Origin of the sequence: Laceyella sacchari, from assembly GCF_024927925.1 — a bacterium.
Lineage (GTDB): Bacteria > Bacillota > Bacilli > Thermoactinomycetales > Thermoactinomycetaceae > Laceyella > Laceyella sacchari.
Genome location: NZ_CP103866.1, coordinates 2435067 through 2461148, shown reverse-complemented (window position 1 = coordinate 2461148; position 26082 = coordinate 2435067). Strand labels below are relative to the sequence as shown.

Annotated in this window: 28 protein-coding genes; 26 read left to right on the top strand and 2 right to left on the bottom strand. The window is 50.3% G+C overall.

Annotated features, from left to right (window positions below):
• Positions 1-330 precede the first annotated feature (330 nt).
• Positions 331-675: a hypothetical protein gene (locus NYR52_RS11970; protein ID WP_132222536.1), complete on the bottom strand. Its 345-nt coding sequence runs from the start codon at positions 673-675 to the stop codon at positions 331-333.
• 96 nt (positions 676-771) lie between these two features.
• Here NYR52_RS11970 and NYR52_RS11965 point away from each other — a divergent pair, with 96 nt between their 5' ends.
• The 21 genes from NYR52_RS11965 to NYR52_RS11865 all read left to right on the top strand — a co-directional run bounded on the left by NYR52_RS11965 (position 772) and on the right by NYR52_RS11865 (position 17338).
• Positions 772-1116 (top strand): histidine triad nucleotide-binding protein, encoded by a 345-nt coding sequence (locus tag NYR52_RS11965; RefSeq protein WP_132222534.1) that lies wholly within the window; start codon positions 772-774, stop codon positions 1114-1116.
• Positions 1117-1356: 240 nt separating this feature from the next.
• The gene (gene rpsU / locus NYR52_RS11960; protein WP_022736655.1) at positions 1357-1539 is read left to right on the top strand and encodes a 30S ribosomal protein S21; all 183 of its coding nucleotides are present in this window, start codon (positions 1357-1359) and stop codon (positions 1537-1539) included.
• 14 nt (positions 1540-1553) lie between these two features.
• On the top strand, positions 1554-2000 hold the full coding sequence (locus NYR52_RS11955; RefSeq protein ID WP_022736654.1) for a GatB/YqeY domain-containing protein: 447 nt from the start codon (positions 1554-1556) through the stop codon (positions 1998-2000).
• 56 nt (positions 2001-2056) lie between these two features.
• On the top strand, positions 2057-2698 hold the full coding sequence (locus tag NYR52_RS11950; RefSeq protein ID WP_132222532.1) for an NfeD family protein: 642 nt from the start codon (positions 2057-2059) through the stop codon (positions 2696-2698).
• A 59-nt stretch (positions 2699-2757) separates the two neighbouring features.
• The gene (floA, locus tag NYR52_RS11945) at positions 2758-3741 is read left to right on the top strand and encodes a flotillin-like protein FloA (protein WP_132222530.1); all 984 of its coding nucleotides are present in this window, start codon (positions 2758-2760) and stop codon (positions 3739-3741) included.
• The gene (locus NYR52_RS11940) at positions 3738-3917 is read left to right on the top strand and encodes a hypothetical protein (RefSeq protein WP_259435710.1); all 180 of its coding nucleotides are present in this window, start codon (positions 3738-3740) and stop codon (positions 3915-3917) included. Before floA ends, NYR52_RS11940 begins: the two co-directional genes overlap by 4 nt.
• Before the next feature lie 78 nt (positions 3918-3995).
• Positions 3996-4187 (top strand): alpha/beta-type small acid-soluble spore protein, encoded by a 192-nt coding sequence (locus tag NYR52_RS11935; protein WP_022736650.1) that lies wholly within the window; start codon positions 3996-3998, stop codon positions 4185-4187.
• Between the two features lie 108 nt (positions 4188-4295).
• Positions 4296-4553: a sporulation protein YqfC gene (gene yqfC / locus NYR52_RS11930; RefSeq protein WP_035951802.1), complete on the top strand. Its 258-nt coding sequence runs from the start codon at positions 4296-4298 to the stop codon at positions 4551-4553.
• Positions 4554-4566: 13 nt separating this feature from the next.
• Positions 4567-5760, top strand: a complete 1194-nt coding sequence (gene yqfD / locus NYR52_RS11925; RefSeq protein WP_158283359.1) for a sporulation protein YqfD — start codon at positions 4567-4569, stop codon at positions 5758-5760.
• Between the two features lie 4 nt (positions 5761-5764).
• Entirely contained in the window at positions 5765-6733 is a 969-nt protein-coding gene (locus tag NYR52_RS11920) for a PhoH family protein (RefSeq protein ID WP_132222524.1), read from the top strand.
• A 22-nt stretch (positions 6734-6755) separates the two neighbouring features.
• On the top strand, positions 6756-8912 hold the full coding sequence (locus NYR52_RS11915) for an HD family phosphohydrolase (RefSeq protein WP_259435709.1): 2157 nt from the start codon (positions 6756-6758) through the stop codon (positions 8910-8912).
• Positions 8909-9379 (top strand): rRNA maturation RNase YbeY, encoded by a 471-nt coding sequence (ybeY, locus tag NYR52_RS11910; protein ID WP_132222520.1) that lies wholly within the window; start codon positions 8909-8911, stop codon positions 9377-9379. The genes NYR52_RS11915 and ybeY overlap by 4 nt, the downstream gene beginning before the upstream one ends.
• Positions 9380-9390: 11 nt before the next feature.
• On the top strand, positions 9391-10086 hold the full coding sequence (locus NYR52_RS11905; RefSeq protein WP_022736644.1) for a diacylglycerol kinase: 696 nt from the start codon (positions 9391-9393) through the stop codon (positions 10084-10086).
• A gap of 69 nt (positions 10087-10155) precedes the next feature.
• Entirely contained in the window at positions 10156-10563 is a 408-nt protein-coding gene (locus tag NYR52_RS11900; RefSeq protein ID WP_132222516.1) for a cytidine deaminase, read from the top strand.
• Positions 10553-11455 (top strand): GTPase Era, encoded by a 903-nt coding sequence (era, locus tag NYR52_RS11895; protein WP_054096030.1) that lies wholly within the window; start codon positions 10553-10555, stop codon positions 11453-11455. The genes NYR52_RS11900 and era overlap by 11 nt, the downstream gene beginning before the upstream one ends.
• Positions 11456-11537: 82 nt before the next feature.
• Positions 11538-11669 carry a YqzL family protein gene (locus tag NYR52_RS11890; protein WP_083464992.1) on the top strand — a complete coding sequence of 44 codons (132 nt, stop codon included), beginning with the start codon at positions 11538-11540 and terminating at the stop codon, positions 11667-11669.
• A gap of 17 nt (positions 11670-11686) precedes the next feature.
• Positions 11687-12439: a DNA repair protein RecO gene (gene recO, locus NYR52_RS11885; protein ID WP_158283358.1), complete on the top strand. Its 753-nt coding sequence runs from the start codon at positions 11687-11689 to the stop codon at positions 12437-12439.
• Between the two features lie 342 nt (positions 12440-12781).
• A complete protein-coding gene (gene glyQ, locus NYR52_RS11880) occupies positions 12782-13669 on the top strand; it encodes a glycine--tRNA ligase subunit alpha (RefSeq protein ID WP_029071852.1) in 888 nt (295 codons plus the stop codon).
• Positions 13666-15747 (top strand): glycine--tRNA ligase subunit beta, encoded by a 2082-nt coding sequence (gene glyS, locus NYR52_RS11875; RefSeq protein WP_259435708.1) that lies wholly within the window; start codon positions 13666-13668, stop codon positions 15745-15747. Before glyQ ends, glyS begins: the two co-directional genes overlap by 4 nt.
• Before the next feature lie 87 nt (positions 15748-15834).
• Complete coding sequence (locus tag NYR52_RS11870; protein ID WP_132222506.1) at positions 15835-16413, top strand: GNAT family N-acetyltransferase; 579 nt, start codon at positions 15835-15837, stop codon at positions 16411-16413.
• A gap of 190 nt (positions 16414-16603) precedes the next feature.
• Positions 16604-17338, top strand: coding sequence for an Imm26 family immunity protein (locus tag NYR52_RS11865; RefSeq protein ID WP_132222504.1), 735 nt, complete (start codon positions 16604-16606; stop codon positions 17336-17338).
• Positions 17339-17400: 62 nt separating this feature from the next.
• On the opposite strand, the gene NYR52_RS11860 is transcribed toward NYR52_RS11865, so the two are convergent.
• Entirely contained in the window at positions 17401-18315 is a 915-nt protein-coding gene (locus NYR52_RS11860) for an IolE/MocC family protein (RefSeq protein ID WP_158283357.1), read from the bottom strand.
• A gap of 210 nt (positions 18316-18525) precedes the next feature.
• Here NYR52_RS11860 and ccpN point away from each other — a divergent pair, with 210 nt between their 5' ends.
• The 5 genes from ccpN (at position 18526) to rpoD (ending at position 26041) form a co-directional block, all read left to right on the top strand.
• The gene (gene ccpN, locus NYR52_RS11855; protein WP_029071851.1) at positions 18526-19149 is read left to right on the top strand and encodes a transcriptional regulator CcpN; all 624 of its coding nucleotides are present in this window, start codon (positions 18526-18528) and stop codon (positions 19147-19149) included.
• A gap of 27 nt (positions 19150-19176) precedes the next feature.
• The gene (locus NYR52_RS11850; RefSeq protein ID WP_259435707.1) at positions 19177-19998 is read left to right on the top strand and encodes a pyruvate, water dikinase regulatory protein; all 822 of its coding nucleotides are present in this window, start codon (positions 19177-19179) and stop codon (positions 19996-19998) included.
• On the top strand, positions 19995-22646 hold the full coding sequence (gene ppdK / locus NYR52_RS11845) for a pyruvate, phosphate dikinase (RefSeq protein WP_259435706.1): 2652 nt from the start codon (positions 19995-19997) through the stop codon (positions 22644-22646). The genes NYR52_RS11850 and ppdK overlap by 4 nt, the downstream gene beginning before the upstream one ends.
• Positions 22647-23049: 403 nt before the next feature.
• On the top strand, positions 23050-24888 hold the full coding sequence (gene dnaG, locus NYR52_RS11840; RefSeq protein ID WP_259435705.1) for a DNA primase: 1839 nt from the start codon (positions 23050-23052) through the stop codon (positions 24886-24888).
• 58 nt (positions 24889-24946) lie between these two features.
• Positions 24947-26041, top strand: a complete 1095-nt coding sequence (rpoD, locus tag NYR52_RS11835; RefSeq protein WP_375163204.1) for an RNA polymerase sigma factor RpoD — start codon at positions 24947-24949, stop codon at positions 26039-26041.
• Positions 26042-26082: the final 41 nt, after the last annotated feature.

Sequence of the window (26082 nt, the reverse complement as noted above, 5' to 3'; positions counted from 1 at the left end):
CTCCTTGTCCTTTTCACATGTATATGGTGGACAGGGAGGGGGAATGACCAGTAAAATGAAAATAAGCCCTTAGACAAGGGCAACCAAGCTGTGGACAATTCCCGATGAGCGAGATTTTTGAAAACTTCAGTGACTGGAAGGATTCGATCAAGTTGTCGCCGTAGAGCTGTCATTCTGGTGATGGCAAGGACTTGCCCGTTGCCGGCGTTCGGCGGCTGAGTCACTGACTGTGTGATTAGACTCAAAAATCGGCTCCGGGCCATGTTGTCTGCCAGCTTCAAACCCTTGAACCGGATCATCATCCCATGCAACGTGTGCAGGAAGGGAGATTCACCGCTTGGTGTGCTTCGGGAATTTTGGGAGATAGGGTGGGCTTTCAAGCTCACTGAAATCAGGATGGTACAACTCTGGAAATCCGGGCAGGGCGCGAGCTTGTTCAGGACGATTAGAGGAGCGGGGCTCTGTCGCGCCGAAAATGTGCCAAGTTCCAGTGTCCAAATCTTCTGCCAACCGTGGCGCGGTGAATTGGGTGAATAAATCGTCAGCTTCGTGCTCGGCCTCTAGATTACTGAGCGGGTTTTCTTTTTTTTTGTATATGGAGGCGAGTTCTTCTTTGACGATTTTGCGAATCATTCGCGTCAGGTGTGATGCGCGAGTGGAAGATGGTTGTGACATGGCCTGCGTCTCCTTCCTGTGCAAGAGTGTTATATCATATGTTCTTGGGAAAAATGGGTGAATGATCAGGTGTGTTTTTCCAGTGGAGGTTAACAGATGGAACAGTGCATTTTTTGTCAAATCGTCGAAGGGAAAATCCCATCCAAAAAAGTGTATGAGGATGAGCATGTGCTGGCGTTTCACGATATTTCGCCAGTTGCGCCAACGCATGTGCTAGTTATTCCTAAGCGCCACATCGCCTCGCTGATGGAAATTGCGCCGGAGGACCATGTCCTGCTGGGGAAAATTTTCTCAGCTGTTCAGACGGTTTCCCGTGAATTGGGGCTTGCTGAGAAGGGCTTCCGTGTAGTAAATAATATAGGGGAAGATGGTGGACAAACCGTCCATCACATTCATTTTCATGTGATTGGTGGCAGAACTTTGACTTGGCCGCCAGGCTGATTTTGACATAAGCCGGCATGCTAAGTTATAATAAAAGTTGACTGCTTACATTCCAACGGTTTTGTCAGGGTTTCTGCTCTGAAGTTGGGCATCGTTGGCAATTTCACATTTGCAGGTGTTGTTGGTGCTGATCCTCCTGAGGGGATGAGGCCGCTAACTGCGTGGAAATGTGTGGGTCTTTTCCTTGAGTTAGGTTGCCCGCCCAAGCGGCCTAACGGACCCGTGGAGGGAGGGAATAGCATGGTTGAAACCCGAGTGCGTAAAAATGAATCGCTGGATGCCGCTTTGCGTCGTTTTAAGCGTGATGTCGCAAGAGCAGGCGTTTTAAGAGATGTGAGAGATCGCGAACGCTATGAAAAGCCCAGCGTGCGCCGTAAGAAAAAAGCGGAAGCCAACGCTCGCAAAAGAAAGCGTAGCAGGTAGTGAGGTGTCAACAGTTGAGTCTTTCAACCCAATTGGATCAAGATATGAAGTTGGCTCTCAAAAATAAAGACAAAGGCAAGCTCTCCACCATCCGCATGCTCAAAGCGGCGTTGAAAAAAGTGGAGATCGACAAACGCCGTCCGCTCACCGATGACGAAATCCTTGACGTCATCACGAAACAAGTGAAACAACGGCGGGATTCCATCGCAGAATATGAAAAAGCCGGGCGTGACGAGTTAGCCGCAAAAGAAAAAGAAGAGATGGTTATCCTGGAATCATACTTACCTGAACAATTGAGTGAAGAGGAAGTTCGCGCAATTGTGGCTGAGGCCGTGAAGCAAGTCGGCGCTTCATCCAAAGCGGATATGGGTAAAGTGATGGGTGCCATCATGCCTAAAGTGAAAGGACGCGCGGATGGCCGTTTGGTCAACCGTTTGGTGTCGGAGGCTTTGGGTTCGTAACAGCGTGTCCATGACACGCTGTTTTTTTATAACAAGCGAAGGGAGTAAGAACACAGATGGCAGAATTCGCTCAGTTGTTGACTCATCCCGTCGTCATGACGTTGCTCTTATCGGTTGGTTTGATTGGCTTGACCGTCGAATTGCTGTCCCCCGGCTTGATTTTCCCCGGACTTGTTGGTGGCTTAATGTTCTTTGCCTATTTTTGGGCTGTCTGGATGGCGGAGCCCATGGGCTGGCAGCCACCAAGCCTATTCGTGCTCGGGATCGTGCTGTTGATTCTGGAGATGCTGTTGCCCACGCTCGGGATTATGGGGGCTTTGGGGAGCATTGCTCTCATCGCCTCCTTGGTGATGACTGCCTCCAGCTTGTGGGTGGTGGGATGTGGCTTTTTGTTGGCTTTGGTTGTGATTTGGATCCTGTTTAAATTCTTTGGTCTGAAGATCGGTTGGAATAAGTTAGTGCTGCGAGACGAACAAACTAATGAGGCGGGCTATGTGTCCGCGGAAGACCGAAAGTGGCTCTTGGGGAAGGAGGGAATTGCTATCACCCCGCTTCGTCCGTCCGGATACGCCCAGTTTGGCGAACGCAAAGAAGATGTTGTGAGTGAAGGCGATATCATTCCCAAGGGAGCCAAAGTGAAAGTGATTGCGGTCGATGGCATGCGAGTAGTCGTCCGAAAATATGTTGCAGATGAATAAAAATCGGGTATGTATAAAGTGTTGCATCTCCGTGTTTGAAAGCTAAAAGGAGTGATTATATGGAAACAAGCATCATTGGATTTGGATTTATTGTCATCCTCGTGATTATTGGATTGTCTATCCTCTTTTCTTTTGTGCCGGTCATGTTGTGGATCAGCGCAATGGCTTCCGGCGTATATGTGGGGCTTACCACATTGATCGCGATGCGGTTACGCCGTATTGTCCCTGCCCGCATTGTTAATCCGCTCATTAAAGCGCGCAAGGCGGGGTTGACCGTTGATTTGTCACAGTTGGAAACACACTATCTGGCAGGAGGGAATGTGGACCGCGTGGTGGATGCCCTGATTGCGGCGCAGCGGGCCAACATTGACCTCGTGTTCGAACGGGCTGCGGCAATTGACCTTGCCGGACGGGATGTGTTGGAAGCAGTACAAATGAGCGTTAATCCCAAGGTGATTGAAACCCCGGTTGTTTCGGCGGTGTGTAAAGACGGGATCGAGGTAAAAGTGATTGCACGGGTTACAGTTCGCGCCAATATCGATCGCCTGGTCGGGGGAGCGGGGGAAGAAACCATTATCGCGCGCGTCGGCGAAGGGATCGTTACCACCAACGGTTCGGCAGACAGTCACAAAGAAGTGCTTGAAAATCCTGACATGATTTCCAACATGGTTTTGTCCAAAGGGTTAGATGCAGGCACTGCTTTTGAAATTTTGTCCATTGATATCGCCGATGTCGATATCGGGGAAAATATCGGGGCGAAGTTGCAGATCGACCAAGCGGAAGCCGATAAGAAGATTGCGCAGGCCAAAGCCGAGGAGCGCCGTGCCATGGCCGTTGCACTTGAACAAGAGATGAAAGCCAAGGTGCAAGAGATGCAAGCTAAAGTGATCGAGGCGGAAGCGCAAGTGCCACTGGCGCTGTCAGAGTCGCTCCGGTCGGGCAAAATGGGTTTCATGGATTATTATGCGTTGCAAAACATTGAAGCCGACACCAAAATGCGCCGTTCCATCAGTCAAGATCAAGCACAGGATGGCGAATCATGAGGAACAAGGAACGGAACGGGTTGAAAGTGGATGAAGCGCGGCAAGAGGTAACAACCCCGCCGAAGAAGCTTCCTTCATTGGGAGCCCACTCGTTAAAACAGGCGTTTGTCATCAAAGAAATCCTCGATCGGCCGCGTGCTCTGCGTCCATATCGGCGATTTGGGTTGTTTCGGTAAGCTTGGAAACAATTATCCCTGTTAGTCCCATCTTCTTCTTTTCATACTAAGTGTACCAACATGAAGGAGGTGGGGAGGATGGCCCGATCCAATCGTAACCGCTTATTGGTGCCGGGTGCGGCTCAGGTGCTCAACCAATTTAAAGAAGAGATTGCGGCTGAGTTTGGGGTGAATCTAGGGTCAGACACGACGTCCCGTGCAAACGGCTCAGTCGGTGGAGAGATCACCAAGCGCTTGATATCTCAAGCACAACAAGATATGAAAATCTAATACGTTGGTGCAAGCGGCACAACTTTGGTTGTGCCGCTTTTTACTTTTCATAAACGAAGCCAACCAGGCATAAGAGTTAGCAAGAAGAAGAAAAGGGTGCAAACATATATGCGCAAATGGGCATCTGATTTTTTCGACTTGCCGGCGGATGTGACGCAAGAACTGCCGCGTGTAGAAATGTTGGGAAGCTCCCAATGTCTTGTGGAGAACATTCGCGATGTGGAGCGGTTTGAGCCCCAGCAATTGACGTTGAAGCTCACGCAAGGGCGGCTGTCAATCCGCGGCCAAAGTCTGAACATTAAAACGATAACGCCTGGCATGATATTGATCGAAGGCCAGATACATTCATTGAGTTATGAGGAGTAAGGGGCGAGCACATGTGCAATCCATCTACGGAAAAGTGGAATTGGTCTGCAAAGGGGAACGGTTACTCGATTGGATAAACCAAGCTGTGCAAGCACAAATCCCATTGGAACACATACGCTGGGAAGACAGTGGAACCATCCGCCTCACTGTCCCCCTGCCGCATTTTTTTCGCCTGTACGCCTTGGGCCGGCAAACGGGGGTTCGGATGCGCATGGTGCGGAAAGAAGGGGTGCCGTTTCTATGGAAGCGGGCGAAGCGCAGGAAATTCTTCTTCATCGGCATTCCTCTTTTTTTCTTGATGTTGGTGACGTTGAGTTCATTCATCTGGAATGTTCAGATTGAGGGCACTGAACGCATTCAAGCGCAACATGTACAAGCACTCTTGAAACGGGAAGGGGTATATCGCGGTCAGTGGAAAGGAAACCTTCCAGACCGCGAACAGGTGCAACACCAATTGCTCATGCAGTTGCCGCAGGCAGCTTGGATTGGCATGCGCGTAGAAGGGACACGCGTGGTAGTTACCGTGGTCGAAAAAAAAGAAGTGGGTCGGCCGGGGGGAGACGAAGCCGGGGCGGGTCCCGTTCATTTGGTATCAACCAAAAATGCGCTCATATACGATATGCAGGTCATCCGTGGAAATCCCCAAGTAGAAGTGAATGATGTGGTCAAAAAGGGGCAAATTTTGGTATCCGGCATCTATGGTAATCAAGATGACCCCAAATCGGGAAAAATAGTGGGAGCCCAAGGTAAAGTGTGGGGGGAAGTGTGGTACGAATCAGATGTGTCCGTGCCGCTTGAACGTAAGCGCAAAGTGTATACGGGTGCAAAGGTGAAACGGAAGCGCCCCTACCTGTTTGGCTGGGTGATTCCAAATCCATGGGGGGAACCGGTGGGTTTCGCCAAACACGAGACAAAGGAGCGCGCTTATGCCCTGTACGTCGGGAAATGGCCCTTGCCGGTTGGATATATAGAAGAAGAAATTATGGAAGTCGAATGGGTGGAGGAGAAGTGGGAACCGAAGCAAGCGATTCAGCTTGGACGCGCGAGGGCCAGCGACGAAATGCGGCAAAAATTGGGGCGGGACGGACGGATTCTTGGGGAAAAAGTTTTGCACACTCGCGTGGAGAATGGTAAAGTTTATTTGAAAGTACACTTTGATGTGATTGAGGATATCGTTAAAAAACAACCGATTCTGCAAGGAGAATGAGCCATTGCAAAATCATGAAACCACAGTGAAAATCAGAGTGCGGGATACCGCGGAAGCGCTTAGCCTGTTTGGGCCACAAGATGCGCATTTGAAGCAGATTGAAGCCAACACCAACGCAAAGATCCATTCACGCGGCGAAGAGATTGTGATCCAAGGGCCGAAGGAAGAAACGGACGTCTTGGAGCCGTTGTTCAACGTTTTGTTGAAGCTGATCCGCAAAGGAATGACTTTGACTGACCGGGATGTCATTTATGCCCACCGTTTGGCCAAGCAAGGCATGGTTGACGACTTGTTGGATCTGTTTCAAGAAGAAGTCGGCGTCACGCAAAAAGGGAAAGCGGTGCGTGTCAAATCCATCGGACAGCGCCATTATGTTTCCGCCATCAAAAAGTCGGACATCGTGTTTGGTGTCGGACCTGCGGGGACAGGTAAAACCTTTTTGGCTGTCGTGATGGCGGTGTCGGCATTAAAGTCACATATGGTGAAGAAAATCGTCCTCACCCGCCCGGCGGTGGAAGCAGGTGAAAACTTAGGGTTTTTGCCCGGTGATTTGCAAGAGAAAGTGGATCCGTACCTCCGTCCGCTTTATGATAGCTTATACACCATGTTGGGTACCGAACAAGTGAGCAAGATGATGGAACGAGGTCTGATCGAGGTTGCTCCGTTGGCGTATATGCGGGGAAGAACGCTTGAAGATTCGTTTGTCATTTTGGATGAAGCGCAGAACACTACGCCGGAACAGATGAAGATGTTCTTGACCCGTCTGGGCTTCGGTTCCAAAATGGTGATAACGGGGGATGTGACCCAAGTGGATTTGCCCAGAGGAAAGCAGTCGGGTCTGAAAGAAGCCGAGCGTATTTTGGCTAGGGTACCCGAAATTAAGTTCATCCATCTGGGGCAGGAAGATGTTGTGCGCCACACGTTGGTGCAGAAGATTATTGATGCATACGAGCTTGATGAAAATCAGGAATAAGAGATAAGGAGCCGGTTCAACGATGAAAGAGAAAAAGGAACCGTCATCCACAGGCGCGCTGTCATGGTTCACTGACAGATGGAAAACGAGCATACGCATGCATTTGTTGTTATACGCGATCTTTGGGATCGCGTTCTATTTATTGCTCATAAAACATATTTTACCTGAGCGGGTAGAGATACAAACGGGCATGGTGAGTCCGGAAACCATCGTCTCTCCAGTGACTAAGATTGACTTGACGGCTACCGAAGAAGCCAAGAAACAGGCGGCAGAGAAGGTGGACCGGGTTTATGCCAAGGATGATCGGTTGACCAATCAACAGATAGACAAGATTGACCGTTTTTTCGCGGATATCCGCAAAATCCTTTCCGATGACGGCCTGTCCCAAGCCCAAAAGGAAAAACAAGTGAAGACGGTGTTGAATGAAACGATCTCGGATGATTTTCCAGAGTCCTTCTACCATACGCTGTCCACCTTGTCTCCTGAAGCGTTGACGGATGTACGTTTGAAAGCGCGTGAAATTGTTCATGACATTTTGGAAAAAGGTGTTCGCCAATCTGAATTGAAGGAGAAGCGCGAATCCGTCGACGACAAGATTTTGGCTACGATGATTGAAAATTCATTGGACTCCAAGGCGCGGGTCGTCCTTAGGGAGATTGCCAAAAAAAGCATTGTGGCCAACGAATTTTACGATGAGAAGCAGACGGAACAACTGCGCGATGCGGCCAGAGAGGCTGTTCGGCCGATCCCGATCAACAAGGGACAAATTATCGTCGCGTTGGGTGAAGTGGTTACAGAAGACCAATACCGCAAGCTGGAGGAGTTGGGGTTGCTACGCAAGGACAGCAATTTTTTGCCCCACTTGGGCTTAGGCCTGCTGGTGATTTCCTTGTTAAGTGCCCTGTTCTTCTACATTCGCCGTTTTCACCGCTCCGTATTCCGGAACAACGCAAGGCTAGTTCTGTTGTTCAGTGTGTTGTTGTTAACCCTTGTGGGGATGAAGTTTATCGCCTTTGGGCAAAATTTGGAATGGAGTATGATTGGCTATCTGGCTCCGATCGGTTTGGGAACCATGTTGATCACCCTGCTTTTAAATATGGAGCTCGCCATCGTCTGTGCCATGCTGTTGGCTGTGGCCGCAAGCATGATATTTAATGGAGAGAACCATTTGTTGTTCGATTTCCGGTATGGATTGGTCTCTTTGATCAGCGGTACCGCCGCGGCGTTCGCTTTGACTGATATGCGCAAGCGTGGCGCCATATTGAAGGCGGGGGCGGTTGCAGCCGTGGCGAGTATGTTTCCGATTACCGCTTTGCATTTTATGTTGCCTTCAGAGGGGACCTGGACGGTTCTACTCCAATCGCTGGCTTTTGGCGTGCTCTCTGGGTTGTTTTCAGCCGTGTTGACAATGGGCTTTTTGCCCTACTTTGAAACGGTGTTCGGCATCCTGTCTCCCATGCGCTTGATCGAACTCAGTAATCCAAACCATCCGTTGCTGCGGGAGTTGTTAATCAAAACCCCGGGTACCTATCATCATTCAATCATGGTTGGTAATTTGTCTGAGGCGGCTGCGGAAGCGATCGGGGCAGATGGGTTGTTGGCCCGCGTGGGTTCGTATTACCATGATATCGGGAAAACGAAGAGGCCGCAGTTTTTCATTGAAAACCAACTGAAACGCTTAAATCCCCATGACAAGATTTCACCTAACTTGTCCAAAACGATCATCATTTCCCATGCGCGGGATGGTGTAGAGATTTTGAAGCAACATAAAATCCCCAAGCAGATCCAGGATATCGCGGCACAGCACCATGGGACGACCTTGATCAAATACTTCTACTACAAAGCATTGCAGCAGGAAAGAGATGGCGATCAGGTGCGTCAAGAAGATTACCGCTATCCAGGACCGAAAGCACAGTTTAAAGAAGCGGCGATCGTGGGGATTTGCGATTGCGTCGAAGCGGCGGTTCGTTCGTTGCAGCGGCCGACGCCGTCGCGCATTCAAAACATGGTTCACAAGATCATCCGGGATCGCTTGGAAGATGGACAATTCAACGAATGTGATTTAACCTTGAAAGAGTTGGAAATCATTGCTAACTCGATTTGTGAGACCCTGCAAGGCATTTTCCATTCACGAATCGAATATCCGGAAGAACCCGTCAAAGGAGCAAAACAAGGATGAAGTGTAAGATCGAGCTAAATGTGGAAATAACATTGACACCAGATGAACAACATGCGATCAACTGGGTGGAAGCCGCGCTCAATCGGGCGGCAGAGGTGGAAGAACTGCCGCCCGTCGAAGTCTCGGTAACCATTGTGGATAATGAACGCATTCATCAATTAAACAGAGAATATCGCGATGTGGACAGACCGACGGATGTCCTCTCCTTTCCGTTGTGGGAGCCGGATGAGGAATGGGTGATCGATGAGGAAGAAGAGCGAGTGGCACTCGGCGATATCGTGATCTCCCTTCCCAAAGCCAAGGAGCAGGCTGAAGCGTATGGCCACTCCCTGGACCGTGAAGTAGGTTTTTTGGCTGTCCATGGCTTTTTACATCTGCTTGGCTATGACCATGAGACCAAAGAAGAAGAGAAAGAAATGTTTGCGAAACAGGAGGAGATTTTAAGCCTGGTTGGTCTCCATAGATAGGAGGCAAGCTTGTGTGGGTGACAAAACTGATTAAAAGCTTCATTTTTGCGTTGGAGGGATTAAAATATACGATCGGTACCCAGCGCAACATGCGGATTCATTATATCGCGGCTTTAATCGTCTTATTGCTCGCCATGTACCTCCCGATGAGCAAAGTGGAAGTCTTGGTTTTATTTGTTACGATCATCTTGGTGCTGTTCGCCGAATTGATCAATACGGCGATTGAAGCGTTGGTTGATCTGGTGACTGAAGAGTATCACCCATTGGCTAAAGTGGCCAAGGATGTGGCGGCCGGTGCTGTTTTGCTGACGGCAGGCTTGGCTGTGATCGTGGGCTTTAGCGTGTTTTATCCCTATCTTCAGTCATTGTTTTTTTCACTCAAGACGTCAGAAACGGCGTCCTATCCCGCCAATATGGGATTAGCAGTTATCATTGTATTTAATTTCTTTTTGACGATGTTTCTCAAAGGGTGGTTGCACCGTGTGGATTTGGCTGGTTGGGAACCCAGCATGATCACGTCGCTCTCTTTTTGCGTGGCCGCTTTGATCATTGCGGTGACAGGGAACCTCTACATCGGGTTATTGGCTCTGTTGCTTTTGGGGATGGTGATGGGCGTCCGTTTGCGGGATCAAGTGAACCGCAAGCCCATCCTGCTCGGCGCGGCCTTGGGAACCATCGTGGCCGGAATCGGGGTGCAATTCTTGTAATGCTCCCCTTTTTTTTTCTATAATAATGGAACCCTGTTTAGCATGTGATTGTTGTTTAAGGAGAAGAGGATGGAAATGGAAAAGTTGATCGAAGCTGCAAAATCGGCAAGGCAGCGGGCGTATGTGCCCTATTCTCAGTTTCCCGTCGGTGCGGCTTTACTGACGGCGGATGGGAAGATCATCGCCGGCTGCAACATAGAAAATGCGTCCTATGGATTAAGTAACTGCGCGGAGCGGACAGCGCTGTTCAAGGCTGTGTCGGAGGGGTACCGAGCGTTGGAAGGGATTGCGATTATCGCCGACACCCCGGGGCCGGTTTCCCCTTGTGGAGCTTGCCGTCAAGTCATGGCGGAGTTGTGCCCGCCTGATATGAAAGTGTGGCTTGCCAACATGAAGGGAGAAACCATGGTGACGACAGTGGGTGAGTTGTTGCCGGGAGCGTTTGGAAAGGAAGATTTAGATGGCCATGGACAATAATTACCGCTCGGGATTTGTAGCATTGATCGGTCGCCCAAATGTGGGCAAATCCACGCTGATGAACCATGTGGTGGGGCAAAAGATCGCCATCATGTCAGATAAACCACAGACGACTCGCAACAAAATTCGTGGGGTGTATACCGATGAGAGAGGGCAGGTCGTCTTTTTAGACACGCCGGGAATTCATAAGCCACATTCCAAATTAGGGGAGTTTTTGGTCAAGACAGCCCGGGATGCCCTCGATGAAGTGGATTTGGTGTTGTTTTTGATTGATGCCGCGGAAGGGTATGGGCCAGGGGATCGCTATATCATGGAAAATCTGCGCAATGTGAAAACCCCTGTGTTTTTGGTCGTCAACAAGATTGACCAAGTTCATCCTGATGAGTTATTACCGCTGATCGACCGTTATCGTAAGGAATATCCGTTCAACGAGGTCGTGCCGATTTCGGCGTTGCAGGGTAACAATACCTCTACGTTGATGGATTTGTTGATAAGCCATTTGCCGGAGGGCCCGCAATATTATCCCGCTGACCAAGTGACGGATCACCCAGAGCGGTTCATTGTCGGGGAATTGATTCGTGAAAAAGTGTTGGAGATGACTCGCGAGGAAATTCCCCATTCGGTGGCAGTGGTGATTGAGGAGATGAAGCGGCGTGAAGACAAAGACATTGTCGACGTCCGCGCGGTCATTTATACCGAGCGTCCTTCCCAAAAGGGGATTTTGATCGGAAAGAAAGGCTCATTGCTGAAGGAAGTGGGGAAACGGGCCCGCGAAGAGATGGAGCGATTGCTTGGAACCCGTATCTTCCTCGATCTGTGGGTGAAAGTGAAGAAGGATTGGCGCAATGAGGAGATGATGTTGCGGCAATTCGGATACCGCGAAGAAGAGTAATACCAATTTTTCCATCTAATACTCCTCGCCTTTCTAGTTCATCCTAAGTTTGTGTATCGCACAGCCGAAAGGATGATGCTAGTTGCGAAATCTGGCCTGGAATATCTTTCAGCGAACGGGAAGCGTTGACGCTTACCTGTTGTACAGAGATTTGGCAGTGCCCCGGCAAACGGACGGAAATGACCGCCCGGAAGAGGACGAGGAGGACGGTTAGGAGAAAGGGCGATTCGCTTGTTGAACAAATTTGAAGGGATTGTCCTGAAGGCTCGGGATTATGGGGAAAGCCATCAGATTGTGACGGTGTTCACTGAGTTTTTGGGCAAAGTGGCCTTGATGGCCCGCGGGTCCAAAAAAACGAAGAGCCGTTTCAGCGCCGTGACCGAGCCTTTCACCGTCGCCCATTTCGTCAGCTTCGGCGGCGGTGGCATCGTTTCCTTGTCTCAAGCGGATCTGTTGGATTCGCATCATGGGATCCGTTCTGATTTATTGCTTACTACATATGGAGCATATTGGTTTGAATTGATTGATAAAAGTTTGGCGGAGAAAGAACCGCATCCTGCTTTTTACCGCCTTCTGAAAACCATGCTGACCCGGCTGGAACAAGGGACCGACCCTGAAATTTTGACCAGGGTCATCGAGTTGAGAATCCTTTCTCTGGCCGGAAGTGCACCCGTGTTGGATCATTGCACGCATTGCCTTCAAGATGCGCGTCCGGTTCGGTTTAGTGTGACCCAGGGCGGCTTTTTGTGCGAAGCATGCGCCCATCTTGATCCACGCGGGCTTTCGGTATCGCCAGCAGTAGCCCGCATCTTACCGCTGTTGGGCCGCCTTGCCCCCGAACGAATGGGCGAAGTGTCGGTCAAAGCAGAAACAAATGAACAGCTGGAGACGTTGCTCCGCGCGTTTATGCAAGAGCATCTGCCTTGGGAGTGCAAATCGCACGCTTTGCTTGACAGCATACGCAAAACTTGGGCTGGCGGATGATTGACAACGGCTTTTGGTTTTGTTATATTTTTTGCCATGAAACGCTTGCTTGTGATATAGAAGCAAGCCGCAGGCTAGATCAATGCGAGTGTGCGCGAAGAAGGAAAAGGAGTAGCCAAGACGGCCGTGCAAAGCGAACCGGGGAGGGTGGAAGCCTGGTGACGGTGCTTGGTGAAGGGCAGTTCCGGAGCGCACCATACTGAGAGCGGGCTGGCGATACGTTGTCAGCCAAATAGGGTGGAACCGCGGGAAATAACCTCTCGTCCCTATGGCAAACACTTCTTTTGTCATGGGACGAGAGGTTTTTTAGTGTTTAAAAAGACGTGGGGGGTTGTGTATTTCATGAATATGCAACAAATGATCAAACAGTTGCAGGAATTCTGGTCGTCACAAGGTTGCGTCCTCGTGCAACCATACGACACGGAAAAAGGGGCTGGCACGCTGAATCCGATGACGTTTTTGCGCGCGCTCGGCCCGGAGCCATGGAAAGCGGCGTATGTGGAGCCTTCGCGCCGTCCAGCTGACGGGCGCTATGGCGAAAATCCCAACCGGTTGTATCAACACCATCAATTTCAAGTCATTTTAAAGCCGGTGCCAGAGAATATCCAGGAAATTTATTTGGACAGCTTGAAGGCACTGGGGCTTGATCCGCTTCAGCATGACATCCGCTTTGTGGAAGATAACTGGGAAAATCCCACTTTTGGTGCCGCGGGATTGGGCTGGGAAGTATGGGTTGATGGAATGGAAGCAACCCAGTTCACCTATTTCCAACAAGTGGGGAGCATGGATGTAGAGCCGGTGTCGGTGGAGTTGACCTACGGTCTGGAGCGACTGGCACTCTACATACAAGACAAAGAGAATGTGTATGAGCTTGAATGGGTGGATGGCGTAAAGTATGGTGATGTTTTCCAGCAACCCGAATACGAGCATTCCAAATACACATTTGAAATCTCGGATAAAGAATGGCTGTTCCAATTGTTTGACCAGTATGAGCGTGAGGCGAAGAGAGCGTTGGAAGAGAATTTGGTTTTCCCGGCATATGATTATGCGCTGAAATGTTCCCATACCTTTAATCTGCTCGATGCACGGGGAGCGATCAGTGTGACCGAACGCACCGGTTACATTGGCCGGGTACGCAACCTATCACGCCGCATCGCCCGCGCGTACATTGAAGAACGTGAAAAATTGGGCTTCCCATTATTGAAAGACAAGGGAGGGGAATCGAAATGAGCGAACGGGATTTGCTATTGGAAATTGGTTGCGAAGAGGTGCCGGCGCGGTTCATTGACGGGGCGGTACAGCAACTGGGAGATAAGGTGTCCGCTTGGTTGACAGAAAATCGCATTCAGCATGGAGCAGTGAAAACCTATGCGACACCGCGGCGCCTGACGGTGCTTATCCACGCTGTGGCTGAGAAGCAAGCCGACAAGGAAGAAGAAGTGAGAGGCCCAGCAGCGCGGATTGCTAAGACCCCGGACGGAGGCTGGAGCAAAGCAGCGGAAGGATTTGCGCGCAAAAACGGGTTGACCGTCGACCAGCTCACGTTGAAAGAAGTGAAGGGTGAGACTTATGTGTTCGCCCAATTGCATCAGCCAGGTGAAGAGACGGTTGCCCAGCTGCTAAAGGGGTTGCCGGAAGTGATCTCCAGTTTGCACTTCCCAAAAACCATGCGGTGGAATGACCGCACCCGATTCATTCGCCCGGTGCGCTGGTTGGTCTGCTTGTTTGGAGAAGAAGTGGTGCCAGTGGAATGGGCGGGGTTAAAGGCTGGCAATCTCACCCGTGGACATCGTTTCTTAGGACAGGAAATTGCGCTCTCCACACCGGAGCGCTATGTAGAGGACTTGCGCGGCCAATATGTGCTCGCCGACGTCGAAGAACGCCGCAACTTGATTTTGAGCCAATTGCGGCAACTGGAGGAGACGCACAACTGGAAAATCCCCGTTGATGAGGGACTGTTGGACGAAGTGACGCATCTGGTGGAATACCCGACTGCGTTTTATGGCACATTCTCCACAGAGTACTTAGCAGTGCCTCGTGAAGTGCTGATTACTACCATGCGCGAACATCAGCGGTATTTCCCGGTGGAAGACCGATCCGGCCAATTGCTTCCATTCTTCGTGGCTGTTCGCAACGGTGACAGCAACGGGTTGGAGAATGTGGCCAAAGGGAATGAAAAAGTATTGCGCGCGCGGCTGGCCGATGCCCGCTTCTTCTACGATGAAGATTTGAAATTGCCGATAGAAGAGGCCAATGCGAAGCTGGCCAACATCGTCTACCAAGAAGAGTTGGGTAGCGTCGGTGACCGGATCGGACGGATTGGAGAGGTGGCTCGGATTTTAGCCGAACAAGGGGGCTTGCCAGTCGACCGATCCAAACTGGATCGCGCTGCCGCGATTTGCAAATTTGACCTGGCTACGCAAATGGTCGGGGAATTCCCGGAATTGGAAGGCATCATGGGCAGCCATTATGCATTGGCGCATGGAGAAGACGCGGAAGTGGCAAAAGCGATTCATGAACACTACCTGCCCCGTTTTTCAGGAGATGACGTGCCGCAGCATCTGCTCGGCGGATTGATCGGTTTGGCAGACAAAATGGATGCCATCGCCGCTAGCTTTGGTATCGGCATCCAGCCGACAGGTTCGCAAGACCCCTATGGCCTGCGTAGAAAAGCGGCCGGCATCGTGCAGATTCTGCTGAGCCCCTCCTTCCAGTCGCTTTCGCTCACTGCGTTGATCAAAGCGGCGGTGGATCAGTTGGCGCAGGCTGGTCTTCTCAAAGTAGAACGCCTTGAGGTAGAACGGGATTTGCTCCAATTCTTCGCTTTGCGCCTGAAAGCCGTCATGCAAGAGATGGAGATTCGCTATGATGTGATCGAGGCGGTGTTAGGAGGAGAACTGTCGTATCCAGCGTTTATCATCCGCAAAGCGCAAGTACTGATGGATCAGTTGGATCGAGATGCGTTCAAATTGGAAGTGGAAGGTTTCACCCGCGTTGCCAATTTGGCGGCCAAAGCAGACGATACAGCGGTGACGGCCGACTTGTTCGCTGATCCGGCTGAACACAGCTTATATGAAGCCCTTAACCGCGCCAAAACGGAGTGGGAGCGGGCCAAAGAGAACGATGATCCCAGCGCTCTCTACCACGCCCTGATAATCATGGTGCCGGAAATCCATCAATATTTCGATCAGGTCATGGTCATGGTTGATGATGAAACGGTGAGAAAAAACCGCTTGGCCCTGTTAAGGGAAATCACGTCGTTGACAAGCGCATTTGCCGCGTTTGAACATGTGGTTTTCCCTTCCTGATTTGTATGCAAAACGCAAGCTTTCACTCGCTTGCGTTTTATTTACAATGTGGATTCCCATCACTCGCTGTGAAGGAGGAAGAGGACGTTGTTTTATTTTCAGGTAAATGAACAGCTTTCATTAAAGTTGCCCACACAAGCAGATCGGGAAGAGTTATACGCGGTCGTCGATCAAAATCGCTTCCATTTGCGTCCTTGGCTGCCTTGGGTGGATGATATGAAATCACCCGACGACTATGAATCCATCATAAAAAATTGGTTGAACCAGTACGCTGACAATCAAGGATTCCAAGCAGCGATGGTGCTTAAAGGCCATATTGTCGGCATGATTGGTTTCCATCAGTTAAACTGGCTCAACCGTCAGGGGGAGATCGGTTACTGGCTTGCTGCCGATCAGCAAGGAAAAGGGCTGGCAAGCGCTGCAGTCCGGGCGCTTCTTGCAATTGGCTTTGAGCATTATGGTCTCAATCGCATCGAGATTCGGGTGGCAGCCCCCAACCATCGAAGCAGGGCGATCCCAGAACGATTGGGATTTCGTCAGGAAGGGATATTGAAGGAAGCTGCCCATCTGTATGGGCGATTTGAGGACATCGTCATATACGGGATGACAGCGACGGATTATCATCAGGGAGTTGGAAGGGAAGGCACCGGTTGTAACATAAAATAAAAGATTTAAAATAAGATGTGGAACCATTATGTATGCTGATTAGCCATGGAATGGGAAGTAGTGATGGATGCGGACGGATAGGGTTTTACACGCTATCCGCTTCTGTCTGCATCGATGAAAGGCAACAATCGGCATCGTTTTTGAAACCATTAGATATATGCCAAATATTGGGAGAGTGTGATACCCGATCATGCCAAGAAAAAAAGAGACAACACCAAAGAAACCGCATCCGCATGAGCAAGAGTTGAGCCAAATGTTAAGTGAGACTTGGGTTAATCTCGCCCGCACCAGTGTCGAACAAATCGGACGCACACCGACATTGGAAGAATGGCAGGGCATCATGCAAGTCTCCCTCGCCATCGCGGGAGAACGCGCCAGTGACGAACTGGCTGGCAAGCAAGTGACCGATTGCAAAATCAAAGTGAAAAAAGCGCCCAAATCGGCCAAATCAGATCAAATTCAACCGGGTGACATCGTGGCAATACCGCTGTTGGACGGTAAGCTGACCGGATACGGCATGATTGTCCGCGGTGGGAAGCCGGATGAGCCTTGGTACCTCGAATATTATGATCTGTTTAGCAAAAGAGCGATGACCTTGGCCACCTTCAAGAAGAAAGAGAAAAAACAAATATTTACTTTGTGTACGGAGGCGGCGCCGATTCTGACTGGCGCTTGGAAACGGATCGGCAAAATGCCGTTTGATGAGGCCGCCTATCAACTGCCTGATTTTTATGGATACGACATCACGTTTTTTGGGAACAGCCGTTTATATTATATCAGCCGTGGGGCGGCCAATTCGCCGGATGCCAGGGAATACGGCGTCTCCAAAGAGGAGGCAGAAGCAGTGCGCAATCCAGACGGCATCCATTCACGACAGCAAGTGGAATCCTGGTTGTATGAGGTATTCGTAAGTGCCAATCAATAAAGCAATCGAGGCCGGAGGGAAAACGATCTTTCCCCATGGCCTCGGCATAAAGATCATACCTATTATGTCCGTTTTAATTCATGAAGTGTGGCCAACGATTGCTGTAGCGATTCTTTTCCGCCGACCGCCAGTACAATGGGGAGAGAGGGGTCGACTTGCTCAGCGAAATCGATCAATTCATCGTAGGCAGATTCGGGAAATGGGATGTGACGGGTGGAAGGGGTGTCTCCCCAACTGAGCGCATAACCCAACCGTACCAGTCCGATGCGTTCTTTGCACAGTTCATGGAAACGAAGCCAATGGTTTGGAGCGTGCAAAATCTCTTGTTCGGTGGCTCCGGCAAAAAGGCTCCGGGAGCGGTGCATATAAGTGAGCGCATTGGACGTAATCCGGGCATGAGCCGTGTCAAAACAGATCTGCACGGGGGCTTGCTCGGTTAATTGCAAAAGATGGCGGGGAGTTCGCAGAACTGGGTAAAGCATGGAATGACCCGGTTCAAAATAAGTATCTCCGCCCATCGGAGCATTTTCGATGAACAACTCAATGTTGGCCGCCTTGCCGATTTCGTGCAGTTGGTTGAGTTGTGCGGCGATGCGCTTTACCAACTCGCTTTTCATTTCTTGCAATGAATGGAAATCGGTTGGGTGATCATCCATGTATTCAAAGATCGCACCGAGTGGCACCGGAGCGGCGTGACATACCAAACGGGGTTTTTCCAAGTTTAGCTGGGCGATGAGCGCAATCCAATGTTTCCATTCTTCCAATGGAAAAGAGGAGGTGCCCAATCCCAGAGAAACAGGAGCTCTGAAGGCGACCGGTGTGAGCTTTGACAGTTGCAGCAGCTCCGATAGCTCGGTGGCTGAATAGGTATCGCTGGGGAGTTGCAATTCAATCTGCTGGCAGCCGGCGTCCGCCGTTTGGCGCAACGCGTGAAAGTGAATGGGACAATATGCGGCAATCGGATTGGTGAACAGCATGTTATTCATCTCCTATGATTAGTTAGAATCCATGTCCAATACTTCATTAGATTTTTGCAATCTAGTTGCTTATAGCGTAACCTATGAGCCAAAAAATTGCAGTGGTAAAAACAGAATCATTTAGTATATACTATATCTAGATTATCATAAAATAGTATGTCATATTAAAATGAGATATTTTGCTCCACCAGGGGGTGTAAGCGTATCGAACTGACGAAACGCCAAGAAAAAATCCTTGAGATCGTAAAGGCGGAAGGCCCGATCACAGGTGAACAAATCGCGGAAAAGCTCAAGTTGACTCGAGCGACATTAAGGCCTGACTTGGCCATCCTGACCATGGCTGGTCTGTTGGACGCCCGGCCTCGCGTTGGCTATTTCTATTCCGGAAAAACGACAAACCAACTGCTGGGTGAACATATCCGCAATTTATCTGTGCGAGATTATAAGTCCCTGCCAGTCGTGGTTCGGGAGGAAACATCCATTTACGACGCGATTTGCACGATGTTTTTGGAGGATGTGGGTTCCCTGATTGTGACCAAAAATGAGGGACAATTGGTTGGCGTCGTTTCCCGCAAAGACCTGTTGCAAGCTGCAATGGGTAAGCAAGAACTGCGTTCGATGCCTGTTGGCGTCATCATGACGCGCATGCCGAATATCGTCACGTGCACGCCCGACGACACGCTCTATTATGCGGCGGTACAGATGATGCGGCATGAAGTTGATTCACTTCCTGTCGTGCGCCCGTTCCAAGATCGTCCCCAGGAGATGGAAGTGGTCGGTCGGATCAGTAAAACTACCTTAGTGAAAGCATTTGTCGAACTAGGACAACCGTAACCCGGTTGAAGGAGGGAAGCCCAATTCATGATTGAACATCAACCTGTCGTTTATGTGGTGTCTGACTCTGTAGGTGAGACGGCGGAGTTTGTGGTGCGGGCGGCATCCATCCAATTCAATGGAGCGTCCCTGGACATTCGCCGCATTCCTTACGTCTCCGATAAAGAAACCATCAAAGAAACGGTGCAAGCCGCCAAAGAGGAAAATGCCCTGATCGCGTTTACATTAGTGTTGCCAGAATTGCAACAGCTATTGATTGAAGAGGCTGAACGGAAAGATGTGCCGTATGTGGACATCATGGGGCCGATGATCCGCGGCATGTCTCGCCTGTACCAAATGCAACCACGCCAGGAACCGGGCTTGATCCACAAGCTGGATGAAGATTATTTCCGCAAAGTGGAAGCGATCGAGTTCGCTGTCAAATATGATGACGGAAAAGACCCGCGCGGCGTGCTGGGGGCGGATGTGGTGTTAATCGGGGTGTCACGCACTTCCAAAACCCCATTATCCATGTACTTGGCGCACAAACGGTTGAAAGTGGCCAATGTGCCCCTTGTGCCAGAAGTAGAACCACCTGAAGAATTGTTTGAGATTCCGGTGAACCGATGCATCGGTTTGACGATTGATCCGCAACAATTGAATAATATCCGCCAAGAACGCTTGAAGTCACTGGGCTTGGCCACAGGCGCCAACTATGCGAGCATGGAACGGATCATCTATGAGCTGGAATACGCGGATCGCGTAATTCGGCGGCTCGGATGTCCAGTGATCGACGTTTCCAACAAAGCGGTAGAAGAAACAGCGAACATGATTTTGGATATGCTCAAAAAGGGGGGCACTCGGGCATGACTGTGAAAACCATCTATTCATTTGCAGAAGGGAAGGCCGAGTGGAAAGAATTACTAGGGGGGAAGGGAGCCAATCTTGCGGAGATGACGCGGGTGGGGCTCCCCGTGCCACCCGGATTCACGATTACCACTGAAGCTTGTCGCCGTTTTTTTGCTGAAGGCGAACAACTCCCGGAGCAAGTTGCGCGTGAACTGCGGGAAGCGTTGGACGATTTGCAAGAACAGACTGGAAAGTGGCTGGGTAACCCCGACGCTCCTCTGCTGTTATCCGTACGGTCGGGCGCGGTGCATTCGATGCCAGGCATGATGGATACGATCTTGAATCTGGGCTTGAATGACGACACGGTGGAAGGATTGGCCAAGCAGACCGGCAATCCCCGTTTTGCGTATGATTGTTACCGCCGTTTGATCCAGATGTTCGGCAATGTGGTGTTGGGGCTTGATCATTTCCGCTTTGAGCAGATCATGGAGCGGCACAAGCAGGTTGCGGGTTTGCGCTTGGATACCGAGCTTTCCGCCAAGCATCTGCAAGCGATCATCGAAGAGTATCAAGGGTTTATCTTGGAAAAGTCAAAACGGCCATTTCCGCAAAATCCGCTGGAACAATTGCGGCAGGCGGTGGAAGCCGTATTCCTCTCCTGGAATAACGCTCGCGCCCGTGTTTATCGCAAGATTCACCGCATCCCGGATGATTTGGGGACGGCGGTCAATGTGCAGGCGATGGTGTTTGGCAATCGCGGCAATGATTCCGGAACCGGGGTGGCCTTTACGCGCAATCCCGCGACGGGTGAGCAAAAATTGTATGGGGAGTTTCTCTTGAACGCTCAAGGCGAAGATGTGGTGGCGGGCATTCGTACGCCGCGGCCGATTGGGGAGCTGGCTGAGAGCATGCCAGAAGTGTATGAGGAACTCATGATGATTGCAAAGCGGTTGGAACTGCATTATAAAGATATGCAGGATATCGAATTCACGGTTGAACAAGGCAAGCTGTATATCTTGCAAACGAGAAACGGCAAACGAACCGCCCAAGCCGCGGTCAAAATCGCTGTTGACCTCGTAAATGAAAACGTTATCAACCGGGAAGAGGCCTTGATGCGTATTGAACCGGAAATGATTGAACGGTTGCTTCATCGCCAATTTGCGGAACTGGGTGAACGCAAACCTTGGGTTAAAGGTTTGCCGGCTTCGCCTGGAGCGGCGACGGGCCGTATCGTTTTCAGCGCTGACGATGCTGAGCGTTGGGCGAAAGCGGGTGAAGCGGTAATTCTGGTGCGACCGGAAACGACACCGGACGACATCCACGGCATTCTTGCCGCCAAAGGGATTCTTACCAGCCGGGGAGGCATGACCAGCCATGCCGCCGTTGTCGCCAGGGGCATGGGCAAGGCGTGCATTTGCGGATGTGAGGAGTTGCGCATCGATGGTAAGCGAAAACAGGTAACCGCAGCTGGACAAACCTTGCATGAAGGGGATCGCATCTCCATCGACGGTGGCACGGGGATGGTCTATCTTGGTGAGTTGCCGCTGATCGAACCGATGTTGTCAGCTGAATGTGAGGAATTGCTTGCATGGGCGGACGAGGTGAGACGCTTGCAGGTACGCACCAATGCCGATACACCGGAAGACGCCAAGAAAGCGCGTGCGTTTGGTGCGGAAGGTATAGGTTTGTGCCGAACCGAACATATGTTCATGGATGCAGGCCGTTTGCCTGTTATGCAAAAGATGATTATGGCTGAGACGCTTGCGGAGCGCAAGGAGGCCCTGGAAGAGCTTTTACCGATGCAGAAGGAAGATTTCGTCGGGTTGTTCCGCGCGATGGAAGGGTTGCCCGTCACCATCCGATTGTTGGACCCTCCGTTGCATGAGTTTGTGCCAGACTTGGAAGAGCTAGTGGTATCACAGGCTAAGCGTGAGAGCATGGGTGATGTGGACCCGCAACAGCGGAAACAACAAGAGCAATGGATCAAAAAAGTGCGGGCATTAAGTGAAGCCAATCCGATGCTGGGACACCGCGGTTGCCGTTTGGCTTTGACTTACCCGGAAATCGCTGAGATGCAGGTGGAAGCGATTGGTCTGGCAGCAGCCGAATGCCTGTCTCAAGGTATTCCGGTACAGGTGGAGATCATGGTTCCGCTGGTCGGCCATGTAAATGAGCTGAAGCGATTGCGCCAGATCATTGAAGGAGTACTGGCACGGCATAAGGCGGCAAATGGTTCATCTATCGCTTTTCGGGTGGGAACGATGATCGAGGTGCCACGGGCGGCGTTGACCGCTGATGAGATTGCCGCTGAAGCCGACTTTTTCTCCTTCGGTACCAACGATTTAACGCAGATGACATTTGGTTATAGCCGTGATGATGCGGAAGGAAAATTTCTGCATGCTTATGTGGAAGAAAAAATCTTGCCAGAGAATCCGTTTATGGTGCTGGACCGTGACGGGGTAGGCAAGCTGATCCGTTGGGCAGCCGAGCAAGGGCGGAAAACCAACCCGCAATTAAAGTTGGGCATTTGTGGAGAGCATGGTGGCGAACAAAAATCGATTCAGTTTTGCCATGAAGTGGGGCTCGACTATGTGAGTTGTTCTCCATACCGCGTACCGTTGGCTCGACTCGCCGCCGCGCAAGCAGAGATTGCACGACGTAGCCAGTAGGGAATCGTCTGTTTTAAGGATAGATAGATGGGACAAGGTCTCAGAAGCGCCAGGCATTTTGCGATGTCCAAGATTTACCCGGAAAATTCCGGGTATTTTTTGTTGAAATGGTTCTATGATAGAAGTAAGATAAAAAGTTAAGGGGTAGGAAATGCCATAACTCGACAACAAATTACAAAATCCGTCAATTGTAAAAAAAGGTTAACAGAAGGAGAACCTATATTTATGTAGAATAGGAGGATAGGATAAGTAAGTGCCAAGGATTGATCAGTAAATATTACCAATTGAATTTGAGGCTTACTGAGAAGGACTTTGACGAATGTTGGCGAATAGATAACATTCGTTCCGCACATCACACTCCTATTTACATCTATCGGAAATGTACAGAAAGCAGTGATTCTGTATGGGGGGACGAATCCCTGACGAAGTGATTGACCAAGTACGACGGCATTTTGATATAGTAGACATTGTTCAACAGTATGTATCTCTTAAGAAAAGTGGCCGCAATTATTTCGGATTATGTCCATTTCACTCTGAAAAATCGCCCTCATTTTCTGTAGCGCCCGATAAACAGATTTATTATTGTTTTGGTTGCGGTGCCGGTGGAGACACCATTAAGTTTGTCATGGATGTCGAACAGCTCACCTTCGCAGAAGCCATTCGCCATTTGGCCGATCAGGCGGGTATCCACGTTCCCGAAACGGGACCGTCTGAGACAGATCCCGCTGAGATTGAGCGGATGGAGATGCGCAAGGCCATGGACTTGGCAGCGAAGCTTTACCATCATGTGCTGATGAAGACGCGCTATGGGGCAGAGGCGCGTAATTATTTGGTAAAGCGTGGTGTTTCGCCGGAAGCGATGGAAGAGTTTCAGCTAGGTTACGCGCCTGCATCGTTTGATTTTCTCCTGTCGTTTTTGAAGGGAAGGGATTTCAACGAAGCGCTGTTAGAAAAAGCGGGGCTTTTATCCTTGCGTGAAGACAAAGGTATGAAGAAGTACTTTGACCGCTTTCGTGACCGCATCATGTTTCCGATCATGGATTCGCAAGGCCGGGTCATCGCGTTTGGCGGGCGGCTGTTGGGCGAAGGGCGCCCCAAGTACATGAATAGCCCAGAGACGCCTATCTTTTCAAAAGGGAATTATTTATTTAACCTCCATCGCGCACGTTCGCACATTCGCAAGGAACAACAAGCGATCTTGTTTGAAGGTTACATGGATGTGATATCTGCTTGGCAAGCGGGCTTTCCAGGTTGCGTGGCTACGTTGGGTACTTCGCTCACTGATGATCAAGCGCGGATTCTGAAACGCAATACTGAAACGGTCATCCTTTGCTATGATTCCGATCAAGCGGGTCAGAATGCGGCGGCCCGGGGGATGGAGCTATTGAGGAAGCAGGAGTGTACAGTCAAAATTGCACAAATGCCCCACGGTATGGATCCTGATGATTACATTCTCCGGTTCGGGGGAACAGCATTTAAGGAAGAAGTCCTGTCCGCGGCTTTGACATTAACCGCATTTAAACTGGAAAACCTAAAGAGACACCACAATCTTCATGATGAAGACGATCGGATGAAATATTTGGCGGAAGCGATTGGCACAATTGCGGAATTGCCGCTGGTTGTTGAACAAGATCATTACCTGCGGCGATTGGCCGAAGAGTTTGGGCTCTCGCTGGACGCGCTGAAGGAAGACCTCAGGCGCGCAAAAAAACGGAAAAAGGGCGAGACCAGAAGGGATAAAGAGGGCTTCAGGTGGAATAATGGGTATCGAGAGCCTGGCAAACATTTGCTCGCTGGGACACAAGTTCATTCCGTCGCGGAAAAATCGGAAATGTACCTCGTCGCCCACATGATGAGGAGCCGCACGGTTACGGAATGGGTGAAAGAAAAGATCGGCGCAGATTTTAATACGGAGATATACGCAGCGCTTGTTGCCTATCTATATGTCTATTATGATCAGGGGAATCCCGAAGACATGGGTCGATTCATCAGTTCTCTCCCCGATCAGGCGCTTATTTCCAAAGCAAGTGAATGTGCGATGCTTGATGTACCTGAACATTTACCGGAAGAAGCGTTGTTGGATTATGTCCGGCATATAAAGAACGTCCCCATATTGAGAGATATTGAAGAAAAAGAAAAAATGGTTGAACGATTATCGCGTGCTGATGAACCCGTCAAGGCCGCGCAGTTGATGCAAGAGATCGCGCAGCTGAGGAAACAGCTTCAAACACGGATGAAGTAGGAGTTCATCAGAAAGGAGGAAATCGATCTTGGCGAAAGAACAAAATGTGGATACTGAGATGGAATTGACGCTCGACCAAGTGAAGGAGCAGCTTGTTGAGGGCGGTAAAAAGCAGGGTGTGGTCACCTATAAGACGATTATGGAGAGATTGGCTCCGTTTGACCAAGATTCCCAGCAGATCGATGACTTCTTTGAGCAATTGAGTGAGCAGGGAATTGAAGTAATCAACGAAGAGAATGATGATGAGTTTGAAAGCCCAGACGACGTGGAAATGGAAGAGGACGACTCTTATCTTGACGAAGATCTGAGTGTGCCTCCTGGGGTGAAAATCAACGATCCGGTGCGCATGTATCTGAAGGAGATTGGACGCGTACCCCTGTTGACCGCAGAAGAGGAAGTGGAATTGGCAAAACGGATCGAGCATGGAGATGAGGAGGCTAAGCGCAGGCTTGCCGAAGCGAACTTGCGTCTGGTGGTCAGCATTGCCAAACGTTATGTTGGGCGCGGTATGCTCTTTCTCGATTTGATCCAAGAAGGAAACATGGGTTTAATCAAAGCTGTAGAAAAGTTTGATTTCCGCAAAGGATTTAAGTTCAGTACTTATGCCACTTGGTGGATTCGCCAAGCGATCACCCGGGCGATTGCCGACCAAGCGCGGACGATCCGGATCCCTGTGCATATGGTGGAAACGATTAACAAGTTGATTCGGGTGTCAAGACAATTGCTACAAGAGTTAGGGCGCGAACCCTCACCTGAAGAGATTGCTAAAGAAATGGGCCTAAGTCCGGAAAAAGTGCGTGAAATCATGAAAATCGCCCAAGAGCCCGTATCGCTGGAGACACCGATCGGTGAAGAGGACGATTCCCACTTGGGTGACTTCATTCCGGATGATGATGCGCAAGCGCCCGCGGATGCTGCGGCTTATGAATTGTTAAAAGAACAATTGAAAGAAGTTCTTGATACGCTGTCCGAACGGGAAGAGAATGTTCTGCGACTGCGTTTTGGTTTGGATGATGGACGCACCCGCACCTTGGAGGAAGTGGGCAAAGTGTTTGGTGTTACCCGTGAGCGCATTCGCCAGATTGAAGCGAAAGCGTTGCGCAAGTTGCGCCATCCCAGCCGCAGCAAACGCTTGAAGGACTTCTTGGAATAAAACCAAAACCCATCCATTCTGCTTCTTTTCACACCCTGCCT

Excerpts from the sequence above, each read along its gene's own strand:
- NYR52_RS11860 (WP_158283357.1), bottom strand. The coding sequence starts at position 18,315 with ATGCTGTTCACCAATCCGATTGCCGCATATTGTCCCATTCACTTTCAC.
- NYR52_RS11865 (WP_132222504.1), top strand. The coding sequence starts at position 16,604 with ATGCCAAGAAAAAAAGAGACAACACCAAAGAAACCGCATCCGCATGAG.
- ybeY (WP_132222520.1), top strand. The coding sequence starts at position 8,909 with ATGAAGTGTAAGATCGAGCTAAATGTGGAAATAACATTGACACCAGAT.
- NYR52_RS11965 (WP_132222534.1), top strand. The coding sequence starts at position 772 with ATGGAACAGTGCATTTTTTGTCAAATCGTCGAAGGGAAAATCCCATCC.
- NYR52_RS11970 (WP_132222536.1), bottom strand. The coding sequence starts at position 675 with ATGTCACAACCATCTTCCACTCGCGCATCACACCTGACGCGAATGATT.
- dnaG (WP_259435705.1), top strand. The coding sequence starts at position 23,050 with ATGGGGGGACGAATCCCTGACGAAGTGATTGACCAAGTACGACGGCAT.
- glyQ (WP_029071852.1), top strand. The coding sequence starts at position 12,782 with ATGAATATGCAACAAATGATCAAACAGTTGCAGGAATTCTGGTCGTCA.
- floA (WP_132222530.1), top strand. The coding sequence starts at position 2,758 with ATGGAAACAAGCATCATTGGATTTGGATTTATTGTCATCCTCGTGATT.
- NYR52_RS11940 (WP_259435710.1), top strand. The coding sequence starts at position 3,738 with ATGAGGAACAAGGAACGGAACGGGTTGAAAGTGGATGAAGCGCGGCAA.
- yqfC (WP_035951802.1), top strand. The coding sequence starts at position 4,296 with ATGCGCAAATGGGCATCTGATTTTTTCGACTTGCCGGCGGATGTGACG.
- rpoD (WP_375163204.1), top strand. The coding sequence starts at position 24,947 with ATGGAATTGACGCTCGACCAAGTGAAGGAGCAGCTTGTTGAGGGCGGT.
- rpsU (WP_022736655.1), top strand. The coding sequence starts at position 1,357 with ATGGTTGAAACCCGAGTGCGTAAAAATGAATCGCTGGATGCCGCTTTG.
- glyS (WP_259435708.1), top strand. The coding sequence starts at position 13,666 with ATGAGCGAACGGGATTTGCTATTGGAAATTGGTTGCGAAGAGGTGCCG.
- era (WP_054096030.1), top strand. The coding sequence starts at position 10,553 with ATGGACAATAATTACCGCTCGGGATTTGTAGCATTGATCGGTCGCCCA.
- ppdK (WP_259435706.1), top strand. The coding sequence starts at position 19,995 with ATGACTGTGAAAACCATCTATTCATTTGCAGAAGGGAAGGCCGAGTGG.
- NYR52_RS11900 (WP_132222516.1), top strand. The coding sequence starts at position 10,156 with ATGGAAATGGAAAAGTTGATCGAAGCTGCAAAATCGGCAAGGCAGCGG.
- NYR52_RS11915 (WP_259435709.1), top strand. The coding sequence starts at position 6,756 with ATGAAAGAGAAAAAGGAACCGTCATCCACAGGCGCGCTGTCATGGTTC.
- NYR52_RS11935 (WP_022736650.1), top strand. The coding sequence starts at position 3,996 with ATGGCCCGATCCAATCGTAACCGCTTATTGGTGCCGGGTGCGGCTCAG.
- NYR52_RS11850 (WP_259435707.1), top strand. The coding sequence starts at position 19,177 with ATGATTGAACATCAACCTGTCGTTTATGTGGTGTCTGACTCTGTAGGT.
- NYR52_RS11950 (WP_132222532.1), top strand. The coding sequence starts at position 2,057 with ATGGCAGAATTCGCTCAGTTGTTGACTCATCCCGTCGTCATGACGTTG.